The organism is Neobacillus sp. NRS-1170 (assembly GCF_050468025.1).
The window spans coordinates 180,094-200,192 of sequence record NZ_JBITPF010000003.1 but is presented as its reverse complement, the minus strand read 5'-3'; the positions used below and the strand labels follow the sequence as shown (position 1 = coordinate 200,192).

At 36.8% G+C, this 20,099-nt stretch carries 16 protein-coding genes; 5 read left to right on the top strand and 11 right to left on the bottom strand.

Annotation, left to right across the window (positions count from 1 at the left end):
* The first annotated feature begins 200 nt into the window (after positions 1–200).
* Positions 201–1,520: a hypothetical protein gene (locus ACIFOT_RS00940; RefSeq protein ID WP_430060769.1), complete on the top strand. Its 1,320-nt coding sequence runs from the start codon at positions 201–203 to the stop codon at positions 1,518–1,520.
* A 96-nt stretch (positions 1,521–1,616) separates the two neighbouring features.
* Here ACIFOT_RS00940 and speB (ACIFOT_RS00935) read toward each other — a convergent pair whose 3' ends face one another.
* From speB (ACIFOT_RS00935) to ACIFOT_RS00920, 4 genes are all read right to left on the bottom strand, one after another.
* Entirely contained in the window at positions 1,617–2,543 is a 927-nt protein-coding gene (speB, locus tag ACIFOT_RS00935; RefSeq protein ID WP_430060767.1) for an agmatinase, read from the bottom strand.
* A gap of 97 nt (positions 2,544–2,640) precedes the next feature.
* Positions 2,641–4,035, bottom strand: coding sequence for a purine-cytosine permease family protein (locus ACIFOT_RS00930; protein ID WP_430060765.1), 1,395 nt, complete (start codon positions 4,033–4,035; stop codon positions 2,641–2,643).
* Positions 4,036–4,074: 39 nt separating this feature from the next.
* Positions 4,075–5,067 carry an agmatinase gene (gene speB, locus ACIFOT_RS00925; RefSeq protein WP_430060762.1) on the bottom strand — a complete coding sequence of 331 codons (993 nt, stop codon included), beginning with the start codon at positions 5,065–5,067 and terminating at the stop codon, positions 4,075–4,077.
* Between the two features lie 99 nt (positions 5,068–5,166).
* Positions 5,167–6,531: a sigma-54 interaction domain-containing protein gene (locus ACIFOT_RS00920; protein WP_430060760.1), complete on the bottom strand. Its 1,365-nt coding sequence runs from the start codon at positions 6,529–6,531 to the stop codon at positions 5,167–5,169.
* 332 nt (positions 6,532–6,863) lie between these two features.
* On the opposite strand from ACIFOT_RS00920, the gene ACIFOT_RS00915 reads away from it, so the two are divergent.
* Entirely contained in the window at positions 6,864–7,250 is a 387-nt protein-coding gene (locus ACIFOT_RS00915) for a hypothetical protein (protein ID WP_430060757.1), read from the top strand.
* A gap of 777 nt (positions 7,251–8,027) precedes the next feature.
* On the opposite strand, the gene ACIFOT_RS00910 is transcribed toward ACIFOT_RS00915, so the two are convergent.
* On the bottom strand, positions 8,028–8,465 hold the full coding sequence (locus tag ACIFOT_RS00910; RefSeq protein ID WP_430060754.1) for a hypothetical protein: 438 nt from the start codon (positions 8,463–8,465) through the stop codon (positions 8,028–8,030).
* A 202-nt stretch (positions 8,466–8,667) separates the two neighbouring features.
* The gene (locus ACIFOT_RS00905; RefSeq protein ID WP_430060751.1) at positions 8,668–9,222 is read right to left on the bottom strand and encodes a DUF6155 family protein; all 555 of its coding nucleotides are present in this window, start codon (positions 9,220–9,222) and stop codon (positions 8,668–8,670) included.
* An 85-nt stretch (positions 9,223–9,307) separates the two neighbouring features.
* On the opposite strand from ACIFOT_RS00905, the gene ACIFOT_RS00900 reads away from it, so the two are divergent.
* Positions 9,308–11,629 carry a TOTE conflict system archaeo-eukaryotic primase domain-containing protein gene (locus ACIFOT_RS00900; protein ID WP_430060749.1) on the top strand — a complete coding sequence of 774 codons (2,322 nt, stop codon included), beginning with the start codon at positions 9,308–9,310 and terminating at the stop codon, positions 11,627–11,629.
* 274 nt (positions 11,630–11,903) lie between these two features.
* Here ACIFOT_RS00900 and ACIFOT_RS00895 read toward each other — a convergent pair whose 3' ends face one another.
* On the bottom strand, positions 11,904–13,811 hold the full coding sequence (locus tag ACIFOT_RS00895) for a 3'-5' exonuclease (protein ID WP_430060747.1): 1,908 nt from the start codon (positions 13,809–13,811) through the stop codon (positions 11,904–11,906).
* A 219-nt stretch (positions 13,812–14,030) separates the two neighbouring features.
* On the opposite strand from ACIFOT_RS00895, the gene ACIFOT_RS00890 reads away from it, so the two are divergent.
* A complete protein-coding gene (locus ACIFOT_RS00890; protein ID WP_430060745.1) occupies positions 14,031–14,420 on the top strand; it encodes an ABC transporter ATP-binding protein in 390 nt (129 codons plus the stop codon).
* A 194-nt stretch (positions 14,421–14,614) separates the two neighbouring features.
* Positions 14,615–15,574, top strand: coding sequence for a DUF3231 family protein (locus ACIFOT_RS00885; RefSeq protein ID WP_430060743.1), 960 nt, complete (start codon positions 14,615–14,617; stop codon positions 15,572–15,574).
* A gap of 349 nt (positions 15,575–15,923) precedes the next feature.
* Here the strand turns inward: ACIFOT_RS00885 and ACIFOT_RS00880 are convergent, their stop codons facing one another.
* Genes ACIFOT_RS00880 through ACIFOT_RS00865 form a run of 4 tightly spaced genes read right to left on the bottom strand, consistent with a single transcriptional unit; the run spans position 15,924 to position 19,979 of the window.
* A complete protein-coding gene (locus ACIFOT_RS00880; RefSeq protein ID WP_430060741.1) occupies positions 15,924–16,199 on the bottom strand; it encodes a hypothetical protein in 276 nt (91 codons plus the stop codon).
* A gap of 52 nt (positions 16,200–16,251) precedes the next feature.
* Positions 16,252–17,349, bottom strand: a complete 1,098-nt coding sequence (locus ACIFOT_RS00875) for a GerAB/ArcD/ProY family transporter (protein ID WP_430060738.1) — start codon at positions 17,347–17,349, stop codon at positions 16,252–16,254.
* Positions 17,350–17,388: 39 nt separating this feature from the next.
* The gene (locus ACIFOT_RS00870) at positions 17,389–18,477 is read right to left on the bottom strand and encodes a Ger(x)C family spore germination protein (RefSeq protein ID WP_430060735.1); all 1,089 of its coding nucleotides are present in this window, start codon (positions 18,475–18,477) and stop codon (positions 17,389–17,391) included.
* 20 nt (positions 18,478–18,497) lie between these two features.
* Positions 18,498–19,979 carry a spore germination protein gene (locus tag ACIFOT_RS00865; RefSeq protein ID WP_430060732.1) on the bottom strand — a complete coding sequence of 494 codons (1,482 nt, stop codon included), beginning with the start codon at positions 19,977–19,979 and terminating at the stop codon, positions 18,498–18,500.
* Positions 19,980–20,099: the final 120 nt, after the last annotated feature.

The window sequence follows — 20,099 nt, the reverse complement described above, 5'->3', positions numbered from 1 at the left end:
TTTTATTAACGGAATTATTCTTAATGTATTCCTTTAATGTGACTATACAGCTGAAAAGAACGGTTGTCAACAGAATTTTCACAATATTCAATATGTTTATATTGGAAATTTTTGAAAGATGAGATAAACTTATAGTTGAAGAAGATTATTCAAAAATAGTAAATTATAGTTATAAGGAAACAACATTTTGGGGGGATAATTTGAAACCAAGAGCTGGATTAATCGGACCAGATGACTATATCCGTCTTACTTCTGAAATTGCTACTGAATTTAGTGACCGGCTCCAGCCTGTTCCCTTCATCTATCGGGATACCGAGGAAGCGGCAGAGATTATCCGAAATAATCAACATTTAGTAGACTTTTGGATCCTAACAGGGCCGGCTCTTTATAATTCATATCAAAAGAGCGGCGTTAACCAACCTTATTACTTATTTAAATTAGATGGTGCAAGTTTAACCAAAACTTTAGTTGAAATCGGGTACAACGATAAGAAGAACGTGGAGACGGTCAGTATTGATATGCTAACAAAACGAGATGTATATGAAACCTTCCGAGATCTTGGAATTCCGAGCAATGAAGTTCATGTACATGAGTATACAAATGAAACACCAGTTAGCAATCTACTATCCTTTCATCAACAACTTTATCGAACGGGGAGAGTGGATCTTTGTGTCACGTGTTTAAGGTCCATTTATGATCAATTACGTAAAGAAAACATACCAGCTTATCGGGTGACTCCTACAAGAAGCAACATTCGCGAGACTTTATCATCAGCCGTTCAGCAGTGGGAAACACTGCACTTTAAACAATCGCAGATTGCTGCCATCCTCGTCAAGGTTGAAGGAATCGAGAAAAAAGATGTTCATAACATGGGTACTTATGACTTACACCGATTACATTTAGAAATTCAGGCTGCCGTTTTAAACTTTGCCGAATCGATTTCAGGATCGTTTGTCTCAGTGGGCACAGGTATCTTTGTTATTTTTTCCACACGAGGTTCGGTGGAAGAAACGGAGAAACCCATTAGTTCTCTTCTGGAAAAATTAGCGTTAATTACGGACATGCCGTCTAATATTGGTATTGGTTACGGTGATACGGCCCTATCTGCTGAAGAGAATGCTCGTCTTGCCATCAATCATGCCCAAAACTATGACTCTTTTTGTGCTTTCCTCGTTGATGATAATGGAACTATTGAAGGCCCATTAAAAGAACAAGAATCGATCACCTATCAATACCGGACCGAAAACAAGGAAATAAGTGAGAAACTTAAACACAGCGGAGTCACGATTACAACCTTCAACAAAATTTTATCGGTTCAAAAAAGAATGGGTAATGGTTCCATCACTACATCTCAGATTGCGGAATGGCTAAAAATGACTCCAAGAAACGCCCTGCGAATTCTAACCGGATTGGTTGAACAAGGAATTGCTGAAATTATTGGGGACGAAGCTCCGACCGCTAAAGGACGGCCGAGGAAAATATATCGGGTAAGCAATGTCTTGCAGGAAAATCGAAAATAAAAGCAACGTAATGTAAAAACGGATGCCATGTTAATGGGCATCCGTTTTTACCTATTTCCAGTCTTATTATCGATTTTGTTCCCTTCTCGCAACAGCTTATAAACTTAAAAATTCAAAGACGATACTTGCGGCCGTTACAGCTGTTACTTCGGTGGGGTCGAGTGCAGGGAGCACTTCTACCAGATCAAATCCAATGAAGTTTATGCCTGAAAGCTGGCGCAGCATATGTTGGGCTTCTGCGCTGGTAAATCCAGCGATTTCTGGAGTGCCGGTTCCGGGTGCATAGACTGGGTCGAGAAAGTCAATGTCAAAGGTGAGAAATACCTTGTTGTCTCCAACTCTTTCGCGAGCGCGCTTCATCGTTTCATTGAACCCGATGACCCGCATTTCGTCGGCCGTAATGACTTCAAACCCAAGTTCCCGCGCTTCGTTGATATCATTAGGATCATAGACGGTGCCGCGCATCCCAATTTGAATCGAACGGGACGGATCAATGATCCCTTCTTCAAACGCTCGGCGAAAAGGTGTCCAGTGCGTATACTTTTCACCCCAATACTCGTCCCATGTATCCCCGTGGGCATCAAAATGAATAAGGGATAATGGACCGTGAATACTGGCAAGTGCCCTTAATTCCGGTAAAGAAATCGAGTGATCCCCGCCAAGCACAATCGGAACCGCCCCCTCCATCGCCCACGCTTTGACATGCTCGGTAATGTATTGATGGCTTTGACCCGTGTTGCCGGGAATAACCATGACATCTCCTCCATCCACCCCCTCCAGAAAATCAACAGGACGAATTTGATGGTAAACATTTGCCGGCCTTAGCAGGACAGAGCTGCGGCGAATGGCCTCAGGGCCAAATCGCGCACCAGAGCGGTAAGTCGCAGAAGTATCAAAGGGAGCACCGAGGATCACAAAGTCTTTTTTGTTAATTTCCTGTTGATAGGGCAATCGCATAAACGTACGGATTCCCGAAAATCTTGGCATCGTACTGGGGTTCGGTAGTTCAAAATTCTTGCTCATCGTCATTCCTCCATTTCGGTGTATTCAACCTTCATTAAAAAGGATAGAAATGGGAATCGTTCTATTCCCATTTTCTATCCTTTAAAAATTGACTTCATTAAATTTTGTGAAGTTGCTCATCTTCAAATGGAATAGGTGCCTCAATGGTCTCCTCGGATTTTAATTTACGTTTCATCAAGACATAGTAAAGCACCGACGGAACGACCAATCCTAAAATCCAGGCAACATCTGCTCCTCCCATTGCTTTCGCTCCTGGTCCTACATAAAGAGAAGTATTCATAAAAGGGACTTCAGCTATTACAGAAATGATATAAGAAATAGATGTAATTTTGTTAATTTTTCCGTACTTACCATTAAGATCAAAGATATCTTTAATACTATACTCGCCGTGGCGGACAACATAAAAATCAATGAGGTTAATCGCTGTCCATGGGATTAAGAAGTAACTAATAAATAAAATAAAGTCGATAAAATTGGATAAGAAATTTCCCTGTCCCAAAATTGATAGCGAAGTACCGACAACTGCTATTCCAGCGACAAAAAACATCCTTACCTTTGGCGTAACTTTAATTTTTGAAAAAGGCTCCACAGTGGTTACAGTTGACATAAATGCACCGTATAAATTAAAAGCATTTATGGAAAGTTGACCGAGGATGATCACAACAAACATAATGATGGAGAAACTGCCAAACTGGTTAGCGAGATTGGTACCAGAATTACTTAAGAAATTCGGAATGGCCGTAGTCAATAGGACTCCCAAAACCATCATCCAAACCGTTCCTAAAATGGTCCCCGCATACGTATACCAAAAGGTTTTCGAATAATTGGTATCAGCAGGCAAATACCTGGAGTAGTCAGCAACATAGGGTGCATAGGAAATCTGCCAAGTTGCGACCACACTAACACTTAACATAAAAATGGGAAGATTAAACCCTCCTGGAGACCAACTTCCTGCCGGAACAGGTAGTTGAAAGACGATAACCGTAGCAGCAATGAAGACGAGAAAAAACACCCAGGTCAAATACTTTTGTATTTTATGAATAAGATCATGTCCAACCATTGTCACAATAAAGGTGATGACATTCAGAATAATGATACTTAACGTTAAATTAAGGTTTAAGGCACTGCTCAATACTTGTGCCCCTAACAGACCGCTGCTGGCAAAAAAGCCTAAATACATAAAAATAACGAGAATTAAAGGAATCACCGCGCCAATCACACCAAATTGGGCACGGCTTTGAATCATTTGCGGAATACCAAGTTTAGGTCCTTGAGCAGAATGGGACGCCATGAAAATGGCTCCTAGTAAATTTCCAACAATAATAGCTACTACACTCCAAAAAAGATTTAAACCAAAAGTGACACAAAGTGATCCTGTTACAAGTGTGGTAATATGCATATTGGCGGCAAACCAAACTGAAAATAATCCTCTTGGTTTTCCATGCCGTTCATTTGCTGGAATATACTCAATGCTTCTTGTCTCAATTTTCATAGACCTGCCCCCTGTTATCAATTATTTTCTTGATTTATCCTAGGAGTGAACTTCCTTCTTATTCAAATTGCGGTCCTCAGCGTTCTCTTTTTCCTTTAAAACAAAGCTCAGTAAATCTAATGCTAACCGGGCACCTACTTGACCTGTCATGCCTGCCGGATCATATGGGGGTGCTACCTCTACTAAATCAAAGCCAATCACCTTCCCTCTTTTTGCAATTCCTTCTAGCAATTCATTTACTTCATCATAAATAAATCCTCCTGGGGAAGGTGTACCTGTTGCAGGTGCCACGGAAGGATCCAGTCCGTCAATATCTAAAGTAATATAGTATTTTTCTCCCTCTGGAAGCATTTCGATCACATTTTCTATTCCCATTTTTCTAATTTGCCTAGGCGATAAAATCACACTGCCGTATTCTCGTGCAGCATCGACATCCTCCTTAAGACTGCTGCTGATTCCACGAATCCCAAATTGGAATATCCTCTGAACATGGTCCATTTCTGATAACCGGCGGATGCAGCTGCCGTGTCCATAACGCTGACCTGAACGATGATCTGCCCAGTCCAAATGGGCATCGATTTGAATGACGTGAAAAGGTCCCAATTCCTCCAATGCTTTTCCAACTGGTATGGTAATGGAGTGATCGCCGCCTAACACAACCGGCATGGCTCCTTTTGAGACAATTTTTCGTACCGTCGCTTCTGTATTATCATGACACTGCATGAGATCCCCATGGACCATATCCACATCGCCGCAATCGACCACTTTCCATTTAGGTCCCAAATACATAATGTCTTTTTCAATATCATAGGCACCATTTAAGCCAAAGCTGTAAAGGGTAGAACCTTCACGTATCCCCCTTGGTCCCATTCTTGCTCCAGACTTCCATTGGGTGCCCATATCATTTGGCACTCCAATGACAGCTACATCCGCATTTAATTGATCCAAATCTGGGCAGACAGGATATTTCCCGAACGTACAGATTCCAGTAAAAGGTAGATTTAAAAATTGTTTTTCATCTTGATTTGACATAAAACTGCCTCCTTTTAACATTTCTTATTATTGGAGGTTGCAATTATCATGCCAGCGTTGATAGAAAGGGAAAATGGTCGTTCCATTAGTCAAAATTGACTACCTGGTTTCAACATATTTTTGTATTTTTCGATTCGCAGTGGATTGGCTGATTCCCAATTTTTCGGCCAGTTTAATGCTGCTGGGATATTTTTGATACATTCGCACGATATATTCCTTTTCAAGTGTTTCTATGTAATCGTCTAAAGGGATTTCTTGATTTGCAACGATGGAGGAATTTTGTTTCGTTTCCTCTTCTGATTCGAGGTCGATTTCGTTACCACTAGTTGTGATAATCTGCTTTTCAATATAGTTTCGTAACTCTCTGATGTTACCTGGCCATTGCTGCTGGCTTAGCCAGGCGGCCATTGTTGGGGTAAAATACTTGTCTAAACGGTATTTTCGATTCAGCTGCTCGGTAATCTCGTAAATAAGTGGAATGATTTCTTCCCTTCGCTCCCTTAGTGGAGGAATGTCTATTTTTACGACATTAATTCGGTAATAGAGATCTTCTCTAAATTTCCTTTCTTTGATCAGCGTTTCTAATTGTTGATTGGTGGCACAAATTATTCTACAGTTCACTTCTATTTCTTTGGTTCCGCCAATTCTCATAAAGGAGTGATTTTGCAAAACCGACAGTAATTTCACTTGAAGATTCATAGGCAGTTCTCCGATTTCATCGAGAAAAAGGGTTCCCTTTCCTGCGCATTCAAAATATCCCTTCTTCCCGCCCTTTTTAGAACCGGTAAAAGCCCCTTCCTCGTATCCAAAAAGCTCTGACTCAAATAAAGATTCAGGTATCGCCCCACAATTCATTTCAATAAAGGGCTCAGCCTTTCTTGAAGACATTTGATGGATCGTATGGGCAATATGGTTTTTCCCTGTACCTGACTCCCCCTCAAGTAAGACCGTAACGTTTATATTGGCTACTTTTGAAACAATATCGAAAACTTTTGCCATCTTTTCATTCCTATGTAAGAAGGGGCTGGCAGCCTGTTTTCGTAGTTTTTCATTTTCCTCTTGATAGAGCTGTAATGCCTTTGCGACCTGGTCATTTTCCTTTTTTAAATACTCGAATTCCGTTACATCCCTTGAAACACTCATGGCGCCGATTAATTGGCCTGATGAATCAAAAATGGGGTACCCGGAGATGATAAGTTTTCGATTACGGATGGTTTCTTGAATAAGGGTATCTTTCTTTTTGGTTCTTAACACATTGGCAATGACAGAAGGTGAAAAAAGCCCTTGTTTTTCAAGGTCGAAAAGGTTGTGATTGACGATTTGCTCGCGGGGAATGCCAAATACTTGTTCAGTGGTCTGGCTTGTATATAAAACCATTCCAGATGCATCCGCAATAAAAATTTCATCAAAAGAATGCTCTAAAATATGTTTTAATAGAATCGTATCATTCTCACTTAGATTCATTTTTACCTCCTAGTCATTTTTGAGATAATGATATTCAAAAATGACTAAAAATTCAATATTTTTAAAAAATATTTTGGTAAGATTTTTTTTAGTAGAGGATTTTTCTATTACGCATAGAATATCAACACGGGGGTTGGATGACCATTTGAAAGGTTGGTTGTTGATTTCTGCCAGTTTTTCATACATCTACATTATGAAGGACATTTCTCTCACTTCTCATTGTTTATTGCATTCTAAATATGATATTCCCAAGAATTGCTAAAAATGGTTTTCTCTATTGAACCAATATTTGGTAAAATTAACATATTAGATAATATGGGAGAAAGAGAAATATGCAAAAAATAATAAATGTAGGTTGTGGAAAAGTCTGTTATCCTTGTGCAGAAAACATAGATATAGATATCAGACTTGAGAAGGCTGTTTATGGAGATGTGCATGATCTTAAATATCAAAAAGGTACAATTGATGTTGTAACAATGATTAGTCCTTATTTATACTATCCATTAAGATCAGATGCAGCAAGAGTATTAAAACCTGGAGGATTATTAGTTGTAGTTGGAAGTACAAGAAATCGATATTTTAAATCAATTTGGAAAGCTTCATCAAATGAATTAGAAGGTTTTGGGTTTGAATTAATATCAAAATCAAATCCTCCTTATCCTGATTTACAAGAAAGTTTCATATCAGATGGCACAGCTTGTCACGAATATATACCCTAAAACAAGTTGTACTTAGGAGGTTGCCTTAATTGCAATTACAATTTAAACTAACCTTTGATAAATTTGAAGAGGAAATGGGTTTCGGTGAGTCACGTTTTGTACGCATTTTAAGCATTAAAAACATTCTTGCGATTGAGATTTGAGGAGTAGATTTTAATTTAAAAACATTTTTATCTGAGGAAAAACTTCCTTTTGATATAAAGTTTGAAGAAGATGATGAAGTATATATAGCTGGAATATCCAGGTTTATCATAAAACCAACAAATATTTGTTATTGAGGGCCAAATGATGACCTAAAGAAACATTTTGCTTTGGCCAACTTTATCAATAATGAGAACCTAATTAATAAAGATTCTTGTTATGTTTTCGGGGGAGCCTACGGAAATAAGTATGAAGAGATTGATATCTATTCTAATGAACCCATTCATCTATTTTTAGAACCTAAAGACATTATTAGTGGTAAAGAATACATTACTTACCCTGAAAAATATGCATATCGAGTTGAACCTTCGTATCAAGAAATTTCATTAGAAAATTATCTGTTAAAGGATTTACTCCTATAGGCTATATGATATTCACAAAAAAGTGCTAGGAACAACCTGATAATGTATTGCTCCTAGCACATATTTAATTAGGGACATGCTCCCCCGCAATTCCAATTACCTCCGAAGCAACAAAATTTATACTTTTTTCCATTTCCCCTAGTGCAAGATCATTTCTACCGGATTTTTCTTTACTTTTTTGTATTCTCCTATATCCGTCTTATTAGTTGAATTATCAAAACGGTAAATCCTCGTCATCAATAATAGAACGTAGGTTTTTGAATATTATTTCTCTATATTCATCATCCTCATTTTCTTCTACATCCATTATTCCATCTGGTATACCATTTAATGTAAAACCTTCAACGTAATAATAGGTACCGTCATAGTATTCATAGTCCAATTCTTTTTCTTTTTTTCTTCTTTCTTTTTGTTTCTGTCTGGCTATTAATGATTGTTGTAATTGTTTTTTATACGACTCTTTAAATTTATAACCAAGCAGCTCTAGTTCCTTGATCGCACAAAATAAGTCTACCCCAAACCAATTACTATAGCCTTTTGCAATATTTTTTCCGGTGTATTGCTCCATCCATTTCATTGCATTTTGAAGCCTGGCATTCCGATTATACCGCTTTCGTCTTGGTGTATTGTTTTTATTTTTATTTTTTGCCATCTACTCCCACTCTTTTAATCAATTTTGATATTTTTCTTTGTCTTGTTTATTCAATAAATATTAGGGGTTCAAGTGCTTCCTTTGTCACCTATTGGTGGCATAGCTCTACGATTATTCTATCTCTTTGCCTTTCCTCTTTTGATTTTTTATCTTTCATCAATATTTAAACCCCTAAGCTGAAAAAGCATATACAGAACATATCCTATTCATCCTCGTCTTCCTCATGGACCCATTCAATGTAATAATAGCAATCTACCAACGCTTCATGGAACCCCCAGCCAATTCCCTCTGTGTTGGATATTACGTTTCGTAATCTAGTCGAAAATTCTTGGTATAGTTCTTCATCCCGGTCACATTCCATGGCTACTTGATCAAACATTTTAACCATGCTGGAGTAAAAATTTTCATTAATGTCACCATATGAGCAGGTAAAATCAACCCCCTGTTCTACATAGAAAAGCATGAGGTCAACCGTTCTTTTATCATCCTTTGTGGCTTTCTTAAAAGCAGTTATTTCTTTTTTTGCATCTGCTAACCGGAGCTTTCCAAATCCTCTCTCCGGAAAAAACTCATCCTTAATTTTTTTACGGGCCACCTTATAAATTTCTTCAATGACTTCGTCCCCTAGAAATTTGCTGGATAAGTAGTTTTGGACCTCTTTATTTGCTTTGAATATTTCAACAACTAATTCGATTAATTCTTTATGCTCATACTCATTTAACCGTTTTTTTAATTCAGTTACTTTAATTTTCATCATAATCCTCCATATTATTCCACTCTTTGAATATATCATAGAAAATAAGGTACAATAATATTATACAAATAATTTAGAAGGAGTTATCGTGGAATATCAACATCTTTTGAAAGAATTGGAGTATTTGAGAAAAGAAAATAATTATTTAAAACAACTGTTATCTAATATGATGCATCAGAAGGATAAAAAGGAGGACATCTCCGAAAAACAAAAAATGATTAGTCATAGGTCATTACCAGAAGAAAAGATTCAGTTGTTTAAAAGTCTATTCAAAGGGAGAACAGATGTCTTTGCTAATCGGTGGGAGTCCAAGGATGGGCGAAGTGGCTATACCCCAGCATGCGACTTCGAATGGCAAAAACCGATTTGTCAAAAACCACAGCTTAAATGTTCCGCTTGTCAACATCGAAAGCTGATACCACTCACTGATCAAGTTCTTTATAATCATCTAAGTGGAGAAAAAACAGTAGGGCTATTCCCTTTACTTCATGATGAAACCTGTTTTTTTCTAGCGCTCGATTTTGACAAGCAGAACTGGAAACAGGACGTTTTGGCATTTGTAAGTGAATGTAAAAATGCAAAAATACCAGCCTATGTAGAAAGATCAAGATCTGGTAATGGTGCACATATCTGGATCTTCTTTTCTGAGAAAATTCCTGCAGTTTTAGCGAGGAATCTTGGGGTCCATCTTCTAACGAAAACATTAGAAAAAAGGCATCAAATTGGGGTAGACTCGTTTGATCGAATGTTCCCGAACCAGGATACGCTTCCTCGAGGAGGTTTCGGCAACCTAATCGCATTACCACTTCAGCTCCATTCAAAAAATAAAGGGAATAGTGTATTTGTGGATGAAAATTTTGTTCCTTATCCAGATCAGTGGCTTTTTCTTTCTTCGATTGAAAAAATAGACAAACCAAAAATTTTGTCTGTTATTGATAAACTGATGTACGTGCAAGTAAAAGAAGAGATTAAGAACATGCCAGTTCCAGATAAAGTGAACGTGACTATTAAAAATGGAATTTTTATAAAAAAGCAAGGTATTCCTTCTTTTATTATTTCGAAGATGATGACACTAGCGACAATAAAAAACCCCGAATTCTACAAAGCACAGTCTAGGAGAATGTCTACAAATGGTATGCAAAGATCCATTAGCTGTTTTGACGAAGATTCTGAATATCTTATCCTTCCGAGGGGATGTTTTGAAGAGGTACAAAAGCTTTTTACAGAACATTCGATTGAAATGGAAATAGTTGATGAGTCTTATGCTGGAGAAAACATTCAAGTAAACTTTGGCGGCCAATTAACCTCTCAACAGGATGAAGCTCTCATTGAGTTATTAAAGCATAATAACGGTACACTTGCAGCAGCCACAGGTTTTGGAAAAACTGTTACAGCTGCGGCACTTATTGCAAAAAGAAAAACAAATACTTTAATTATTGTTAACCGGACTCAGCTCATTCAGCAATGGAGTGAAAGTTTATCTGCCTTTCTCCAAGTATCGATACAAGAAATCGGTCTTATTGGCGGAGGTAAGAGGAAAATAACAGGAAAAATAGATGTTGCGACGATACAAAGCCTCAATTTTAAAGGAGAATTGAAATCCTTTATTACTCAATACGGTATGATTATAGTGGACGAATGTCATCATATCTCTGCATTTAGTTTTGAAAAGGTTTTGAAACAAGTTCGTACAAAATTTGTTTATGGACTTACTGCAACACCCATACGAAAGGATGGGCTTCATCCTATTATTTTGATGCAGTGCGGTCCAATTCGATATAAAACGGATGCCAAAATACAAGCAAAAATTCGGCCATATAATCATAAATTAATCCCGAGGTATACAAATTTCAGGTCCAGTTCAACTGATATTAAAGAAATTTACCAGGTAATCTCCAGTGATGAATCTCGAATTCAATTGTTGTTTGATGATGTATTGAAAGAGCTGGATAATCAACGTTCTCCCATTATTTTGACAGAGAGAATTGAACATTTGGAAAATCTCGTTAAAAAGTTTAAAGGTTTTGCTAAAAATATTATTGTCCTATCCGGAAAAATGATGAAAAAAGAACAAAGAAATGAATTGGATCGTCTTGCAAAAATTCCGGATAACGAGGAACGGCTAATAATAGCAACCGGAAAATACATTGGCGAAGGATTTGATGATCCGAGACTAGATACATTGTTTTTAGCGATGCCTATTTCATGGAAAGGGACACTTCAGCAATATGTAGGGCGCTTGCATCGACTACATGCCAATAAACAAGAGGTTAAAGTATATGATTACGTTGATATACATGTCCCCGTCTTAAAATCCATGTTTGATAAGCGGCTAAACGGTTATAAATCAATGGGATATGTTTCAGTAAACGAGAAAAGTGATGCCTCCGAGCAAATGCAATTGTTTTAGAGAATTGACTGAAACGCATAATAGGAATGTTAATAAAAGATAATTATAGGGTGGATTATTTTTTTGATTAAAAGGACAGTATAGTTACGATTACTTGCAAAACCAATCGCAAACATAAATGTTTCATACACTGTCATATAGCACCACCCCCTTTTTTCTTAGGAGTGGTGCCGACCACCCTGGAGTCATTCTATTCTATTGCCAATTAAGTAATTCATTCACAGCTTAAAACAGAAACGTATGTTTTGTTTTTTGGGGGTTTTTGATTTAAAAGTTAATTTACTTTTTCAATCCCCGTCTTCTTCTTATTTCTCTCAAGCAATATTTGATCAAGATACTCCGTAAACTCCGATACCCCTGAATAGGACAAGCAAAGGAATTCCTTCGCCCTAGTCATCCCTATGTATAAAAGTGAAACTTCCCGCTCTTTATCCTCTTCCAAAGGAAACGGCATGGAATCAACATTTACAATAAATACCGCTCTGAAATCCAAGCCCTTGCTGCTATCAATGGTACTGATTTTGACTTTTCCATCCTCTTTTGCGAATGTTCTCTTCGAAACATCATTCTCCGTAATCCAAAAGTATGGCAGCCCTGCTTCAGTTAATGCCTTCTTAATAATATCGATAATCGGGTATTTATGTGTCCGCTTGACCCGGTAAAGGATTAACATTTCATCTAGAGGAACCTTTCTTTCTTCATGCAGCTTTTTGATTTGCCTTGAGACAAGTCTCATTTCGTCAAAAAAATTGGCTGCCTTCACCATGCCCGGTTCCGGACCTTTTCGCTTGGTACTCTGCGGGGCAATAATGTCCCCTTCTAGCTCGCGGTTTACTACTTTATTTTTAAACAGGGAATGCTTGCGATAGAAATCCCAGGCAAACTTGACGATTTGCTGCGTATTTCGGTAATTGATCGACAGCACCTTGGATCTTCCTTGAAAGCTTAAACCGGTATCCTGCAAATAAGAACGTTTCCTGCGATAAATGGTTTGAGCCCTGTCTTCCACTAATAAAAGCGACTTCGTATCACCATTTATGAGTAAACTTACTAGATGCAGCCAATCCGCCTCAAAATCCTGACCTTCATCAATCAAAACAGCATCATAGGTTGGCAGAATGGCTTCTTTCTTCTCGAGTTTTTCAATGAATTGAGGAAGCTGCTGTTCCCTTATCTTTAAATCATTCTTTAACCAAGCATGAAAATTCCTTACGAGAATGTTCTGATTTTGAACCGCTTTATGATTTGGATCAAAATCAAATAAATCCTCAGGTTCATTCAACATATGATTGATCATTTGCTGAATGGCATTGGCAAGGGAAATGTTGTAGCAAAGGATGAGAATTTTCCAATCAGGATGCTGTTTTGACAGCATTTTCGCCCGGCTCGCCAAAATAATCGTTTTCCCGCTGCCTGCTACCCCGCGTATTAAACGGTTCTTATCGCCTATTTGTTTGGCCAAATTCTCTTGGTGAAGATCCATCGTCTTGATATCATGAAGAGATAACAAAAGCTGATCCTGGTAAGGAACAGGTGGCTTATATTCAGCACTGATCCGCACTTCAGGGAATAAATGATAACGAATGGCATTAATATCCTCTATCGAAAGCGGCTCTTTTAAGCGGAAAGGAACGACAAACATATTCAAGATTTTCTCCATAAGGACCTCTTCAGAAAATTCCACTTTATCTGGATCAATCTCATCCCTCGTTAAACATAGATGGGGTTCAATCACCGAGTAGAGCCCTTCCTTGATAAAGTCCTTAGAGAACATCCTGGTAAAAACAACACCATGCCCGTAAGGAAATTTTAATTGAAATTTATATTTTCCATCTAATTGAACCAAATTTTTATCCTTTTTCAGTACATCTATCACATGGAACATATTATCTCTAGCCTGTTTCATTGGGCTTTTGAGAACAGCCTGATCTCCGGAAGTCGTGACAATATGCCATTCATCATGGTTAATTTGGAAAAGAGTATTTTTGGTATAATCCTTTACTTCTAACACCACTAGACCAAGGTCTGGTCCAATAATGACAAAATCAGGCCTTCTCCCTTGAATCTCAGGTTCGAAGTAGACAATATAATCATCCGGCAGAAAGTTTTTTAGCGTTCGAAAAAATAATCGTTCTCCAGCAGTGGCAGATGATCGAATCGTTTCAGGAATCGTAATGGCCATAACAACCGCTCCAAAATTTGCATTTTTCTCCATTATACAACAATTAGGAACATTGTCCTAAACAATTACTATAATTACCCTAGATAAACAGCATTTTTCTACAAAAATATACAAGAAATCAACCGAAAGTCTTGTTTTTTTGAAAGATTGTTTTAATAATAGAAAGATAGAAATTATTTCCATACATAGAGAAGAAAAAATGAAAGCGATGTGAAAAAAATGCTGAAGGGAATCATTGATAAATTATTTAATGCCAATCAAAAACCTCCCCGGCCAGAGCTCAATTCCATTAGTCAAGCGGAAGTAGAGGCATTAGTTGAGGCAAGGTTAAAAGAGCATGCTGCTACGATTGAAAAATCAGTAGAAGAAAAAATGAATTCAGCGGTTCAGGCAACGGATCAAGAGGACTATACATTAACACCAAAGCAAATTGAATTTGCCCTCTCCATAATTGATAAAGTAAAAAATGAGTATGAGCTTGCTGCTGATCCTGCAACTTTGACGGTGAAAGATTTGAATAAGTTAATTGCTTTTAACAAATTTAAAAATAAAGGGATTTTAGTAAATCTTGTGAAGAAAGGAGTATTGCGGAGGAAAGGTAAATTTTAAAAAGGAAACTTAATTTCGGAACATATATACAGACATAAAGAGACCCCTTTTCATAAAGGAATTGGAGTCTCTTTTTTTCTTAAAAATAATTTGAACGGAAACTCTATGTGTATTTAGGAAGAATTACTGATTCATGAATAATCAAGAATTTTATTGACAAACTAAAAAAAAATTCGGTCTTTCGGGGGTATACCATGAACGTAAATGAATTAGGTTTCCTTTGGTACTTACAATCAAGTTCAAACATGATCAATTTATTTTTAAAATATCTTCGTGAAACTTCTGAGGATACTGATTTAAGGAATATCTTAAATGAAATATATGAAATCTCTACCTATCAAGAACAAGAGGCTACTCAATTATTGTTTGAGGAAGGTTATAAAGATACGCCCTTCTTCAGGGAAGATGATTTATATATTTCAACAGCAAAGCTATTTTCTGACCAATTGATTCTAGAAATCTTAAAGCATATAACGGGTAATGGATTGCGAGCGCTTGCTGCTCAATATGTTGAATTAACAGATTATAAAGTAAAAAATTTTTATAAAAAACTACTCAATGATGTAATTGAATTAGATTTTTCTTTATTAAAATTGCTTAATGATAAAGATTTATTACAAAATAATTCCTTCTCTTACAAAAAAGCAGATGAAAGGGCTGGGAAACTATTCAAAGTCGCATCAACTCAGCAACGGCCACTTAATGCGGTAGAATTGGCAAATATATTCAGTGCCCTTCAATGTAACAATGTTGGAGTTGCTCTTTGTACCGGTTTTTCTGAAGTCGCAGAGGATATGGACACAAAGAAATTTATACTGGAAGGGAAAAAGTTAGCATTTTATCAATCAGCCTCTTTATCCGATATCTATAGAGAAAATGGAATTCCAACTATAACTGGACTTGAGGCTCACGTTAATAAAGTAAAGGAATCACCTTTTTCAGATAAATTAATGGCAAACTTAATAATGTTTCTAAATCCAGTAAGTATAACCAATCTACAATATGCAGTGGTATCCAGTTATAAAAAGGATCATATAGATTCTTTAAAGGAACTAATCAAGATGATTGAAAACTACTCAGAGAAAGGGCTGAAGTTATTAATTAGGAAAAATTGGTTTAATGAACCACCTGTGTCTAATTGGTCACATAAATAGAAACGGTGGCAGGTGCTAATCAAGAAATGGAAACTTCTCGAGACATACTTTAGGGATGGTAACAATCAGAAAAATCTGCTGTATGTTCGGATTTTATGCACTTCTACCATCCTTAAATGTTATGTCTAGGATTTTTTTTCTAAAAATAGCAATATATACAGAATGTTTACCTATCCTGCCCCGTTCAATAAGAAAAGCCACCAAATTTGGCAGCCTGATTTTTGATAATTTTTAGCTATGAATTTTGCAGCATTGACAAAATGGTCAACACTTCAGTCTGTATTGTGATATAGATCATCCATCATAAACTTCTCTTTTTTTCTCTTCTTCAAGCACTTAGGGAAGCCTATTATTCATTTATATCTAATCCAGATAAATTTAAAGAAAGTTCATCTAATACTAAAAATACACAACCGAAAACGGTTCTGTAATCGATAAAGTCCCCTTTAACTTCAACATTTATCTCAATAATATTCCTTTTATTATGTATGTATTTTTCTTCAAATTGATTAAAATGAATACTTGTAACAGATACACTTATCTCCTCTAAGGATTTTTTTAATTCTCTTTCAAATATTGAATTATTAAAGTTTTCCCTGAAGAAAATACGAATCGTAAATTTCATTTCAAATCCTCCTTCTACTTATGATTAGTCAAATCTTACTTAACCTTTTTTACTACCCCTTATTCCAAATTTTCCTTACCTGCGTGACTACGAACATAATCGGGATATATCCATAAATAAAATAAAGTCCGACGTCTGAATAAAACTCGGAACTCCATCGAAATATGCTACGGTCCTTCACAAAATACTCTACTATCAGAATTCCGACCAGAAAAGCAAGCAAGCTCACACGCGGTTTGATCTGAAAAACGCTTTTCATTCCACGGCATGCCACCCATAAGCTTAAAGATATGTTTGCTAATATTTTAATCAACCACATTGAAATGGCTAGATATTCTACTCTCATGAACACAGGACTTTCAATAATCTTAAGCATATTAAGCGTCGGCCAAAAGATTTTGCGCAGCTGCCCTTCACTGTAATACATAAACGTTATGATTATTATCACCAAATACATTAATGTAACAAAAAATACCGCCAAATGTGCCCATTTTTGAGATTTTTCCGGTGATTTAATAAATGGGTAAAAGAATAGAAGAGCTTCAAATCCCATGAATTGATATATCATGCTTTTAGAAGATAGTAATATGTCGGTTAATGAATGGTTAAAAAGAGGCATCAAGTTTAACGGATGTGTATAAGGCAAAACTAACAAATTCTGTGGTAAAATAAAAATAAGTGTAATTATTAATCCCAAAAAACTTAGCCCGGTAACGGACCGAAACCCGCCGGATACGGTATAGTATATAAGCAACACCAAAATGGTGCTTATGGGTAAAATTTTCATTGAGGGAAACACCCAGAGTTGAATAACTTCAATATAGGCATTAAATTCAATAAAAGCTCCGAAACAAAAATAAAGAACGATTGTGAAATTGATTATGTTCCCTGCCATTTTCCCGAAACATGTATTGTTGATTGCAGTTACATCTAGACCTTCTTGATTAGAACGTAAAATTTTATAAATCATCCATAAGATTAAATGAATGCTAATCCCTACTAAAACAACAGAAATATAAGCATTATATCCGGCATGTTCGGCCAATTCTCGTTGGAAATTCAGAACTCCGACCCCGACCATACTGACATACATAAGAGGAACAATTAAGAAGGGAGATATTAAGTGTTTTTCGTCAACAGCATTTTTCATATACGAAACACCTCACTAAACTGTACTTCCAGACATCATTCAACTACTACCATTATTGGCGATTTTAACCTGAACGCTTACTGTTGTTTTTATTCCTTGATAAATTTCTTCAAAATCTTTGTCACTCCATTTCTTAGACCGACTTCTTACTAAGTCGCCCAGGCCGACTGGATCAACCTTATTTTCCTTCAATAGTGACAGGAATTTTTCAATTTCTTTTTTAAAATAAGAACCCAACGTTTTTTCAAGTTGTGCAAGCTGCTCTTCTGATCTCAAATCCACCCAATCCGGGACATCCTGAAGTTCCGTCACCAAGTTCAACCGAATTGAAATAGAAGGGATTGGATTAACTTTATTCACAATATAGTTTGCCTTTGAATGCATGCTTCTCAATAAAATGAAATTTTCACCCTGTTTGTTTGATGCTTTTCCTCCAACTGGAACCCTGTAGTTTCCATTCTTCGAGTTCTGAATAAGCATTTTTAATAAGAAAGCGTCCTTCATGCTAATTTCGGTTATCATCTTATCACTTCTAAATAAAGCCAGACCATCGATTCCTACTTCTCCGTGATCTATTTTAAAATACGGTAAAAACATGTCTCGTCCTTCACCATAATAATTAAACAAGGATACATGAAGGTTCATCAATGGTAAATTTCCGCTTCTTATGTTTTGCTCAATCATATCCGATAAAAAAAACGGTTCTTGGGTTTTTGTGGTGATTTCCAACAGTTCCGAAGCGTCCCCATCCACGACTCCAAGCTGAAGCCGCGATGAAATTTTAGGATTGCGGAAAAATTGATGGATTTCAGTCTCAATCCCTTTTTCTGCACTCGTTTTTCCGAATAACGCCATCCTTAGCTGTCCCCTTTCAAGGGGATCATTTGTCCGCGTATTTAGTCGTGACACAGCGCCAATATTAGAGTTGGATTCCGTATATAAAACATCTAGTTCTGTTTTTCCCTGTTCTTTAAAGTGAGAAATTAGAACAGCGCTTTTTAGCCCATTCGCAACGGTATCAAAGCTAATTGCATGGACAAGACTAATCTCATTCACAGTTTTTTGATCGGCACAAGCCGATAAAACTGCACACAAAATGATAACAGGGAAAATTTTCCTCCTATACATAATGGCCCTCTTTCCATAATTTATTCTTCATCTAAGTCATTTTTCTGTTTAACTTGTTTAGGCAAATACTTAACTGAAGATTTTGGTCTTAAATGTTGGGGTCTTTTATTCAGAATTTGAAAAGATGAACGTATAAAACTGTCTTTAAAAGACATAATCCTTAAAGGGAATATCGGAACAGCGTAAGGAGCGCCAAATGATTTTAAACGAATAAGATGGACGAACAGAAAACCCACCCCGATAAATATGCCAATTCCCCCCCATATCGCTGACAGAATGATGAAAGGAAAGCGTAAAAATCGTATCGTATTTGACATCTTAAATATCGGTGTCGTAAATGAGGCTAAAGCCGATAGCGCGACAAGAATGAGTAAAATATTACTTGTTAAAGCTGCTGCGACCGCAGCTTGACCGATAACAATTCCTCCGACAATACCTAAGGTTTGGCCAATTTTTGTTGGTAATCTGGCCCCTGCTTCCCGAAGAAATTCAATGGTTATTTCTAAAAAAAGCACTTCAAAGACGGGCGGAAATGGAACATTCATTCTGGAAAAAATAAGGGGACTAAGCAAATCTTTTGGAATGACTTCATAATGGAATGTGGTTATCGCAACATACATTGACGTGCTAAACAGCGAAAAAATGACACCAAAGATTCGAATCAATCGAAAAAAAGAACCTAATATCCATGGCAAATAATAATCCTCCGCGGAAATAAAAAAATCAAACAATGTAGAGGGTCCCGTAACAATATAAGGTGATCCGTCGCTAATGACCGCGACTTGCCCGTTAATAAGTGAATACACCACTCGGTCCCTGCGTTCCGTGGATGCAAACAATGGAAATGGCGTCAAAGAATTGTCTGACATCATTTGGTCCAGTAAGGACGAATCAAACACGAAATCGATATCAATATCAGTAAGCCTTTGCTCAACAGTTTGAATATACTGTTCATTTGTCAACCCATCGATATAAATGATTGCGACTTTTGTTTTTGAAGTTGTTCCAACGATAATTTCTTTTATAATCAAGTTTGGGAGATTGATTTGTGCTCTTAGCAAACCGATGTTTGTATCCAGGTCCTCAACGAAACCGACTTTAGGTCCGACGACGCTAAACTCGTTTTCCGTATCATTGTTTTCTCGCAATCCATGATTATCGGCTAAATTAACCAATGCACACTTTTGATCGTTTTCATGAAGTTGAACGATCGCATAACCTTTCAGGAGTTTAGATTGAATATTTGTTAAATCGTCGGTAATCTCTATATCATTAATGGGAATCCAGGTCTTAATATCCTCAATTTCCTTGATTTCGGAATCCAATGATCGATTTTGCATCACAAGAATCAAATGTTGCTGCATCCACTTCGCATCGATTAAGGTACTATAATAGAAAATACTCACTTCTTGTTTACCAAGTAAAATCACTGTTGTCTTAAAGTCACTCGATTGTACAGATAATTTTAATAATTGATCGAGGTTTTTAATTTCTTTTTTCATTGCGAATAAATCCTTCCTGGCTAAAGTATCCAAATGTTCTTTATGGCACCATGTTATTTTTTGTAAAAACTTTTCTTTTATCCATTCGTGGAATCACAAAAAATTTCGACTGATCAAGGA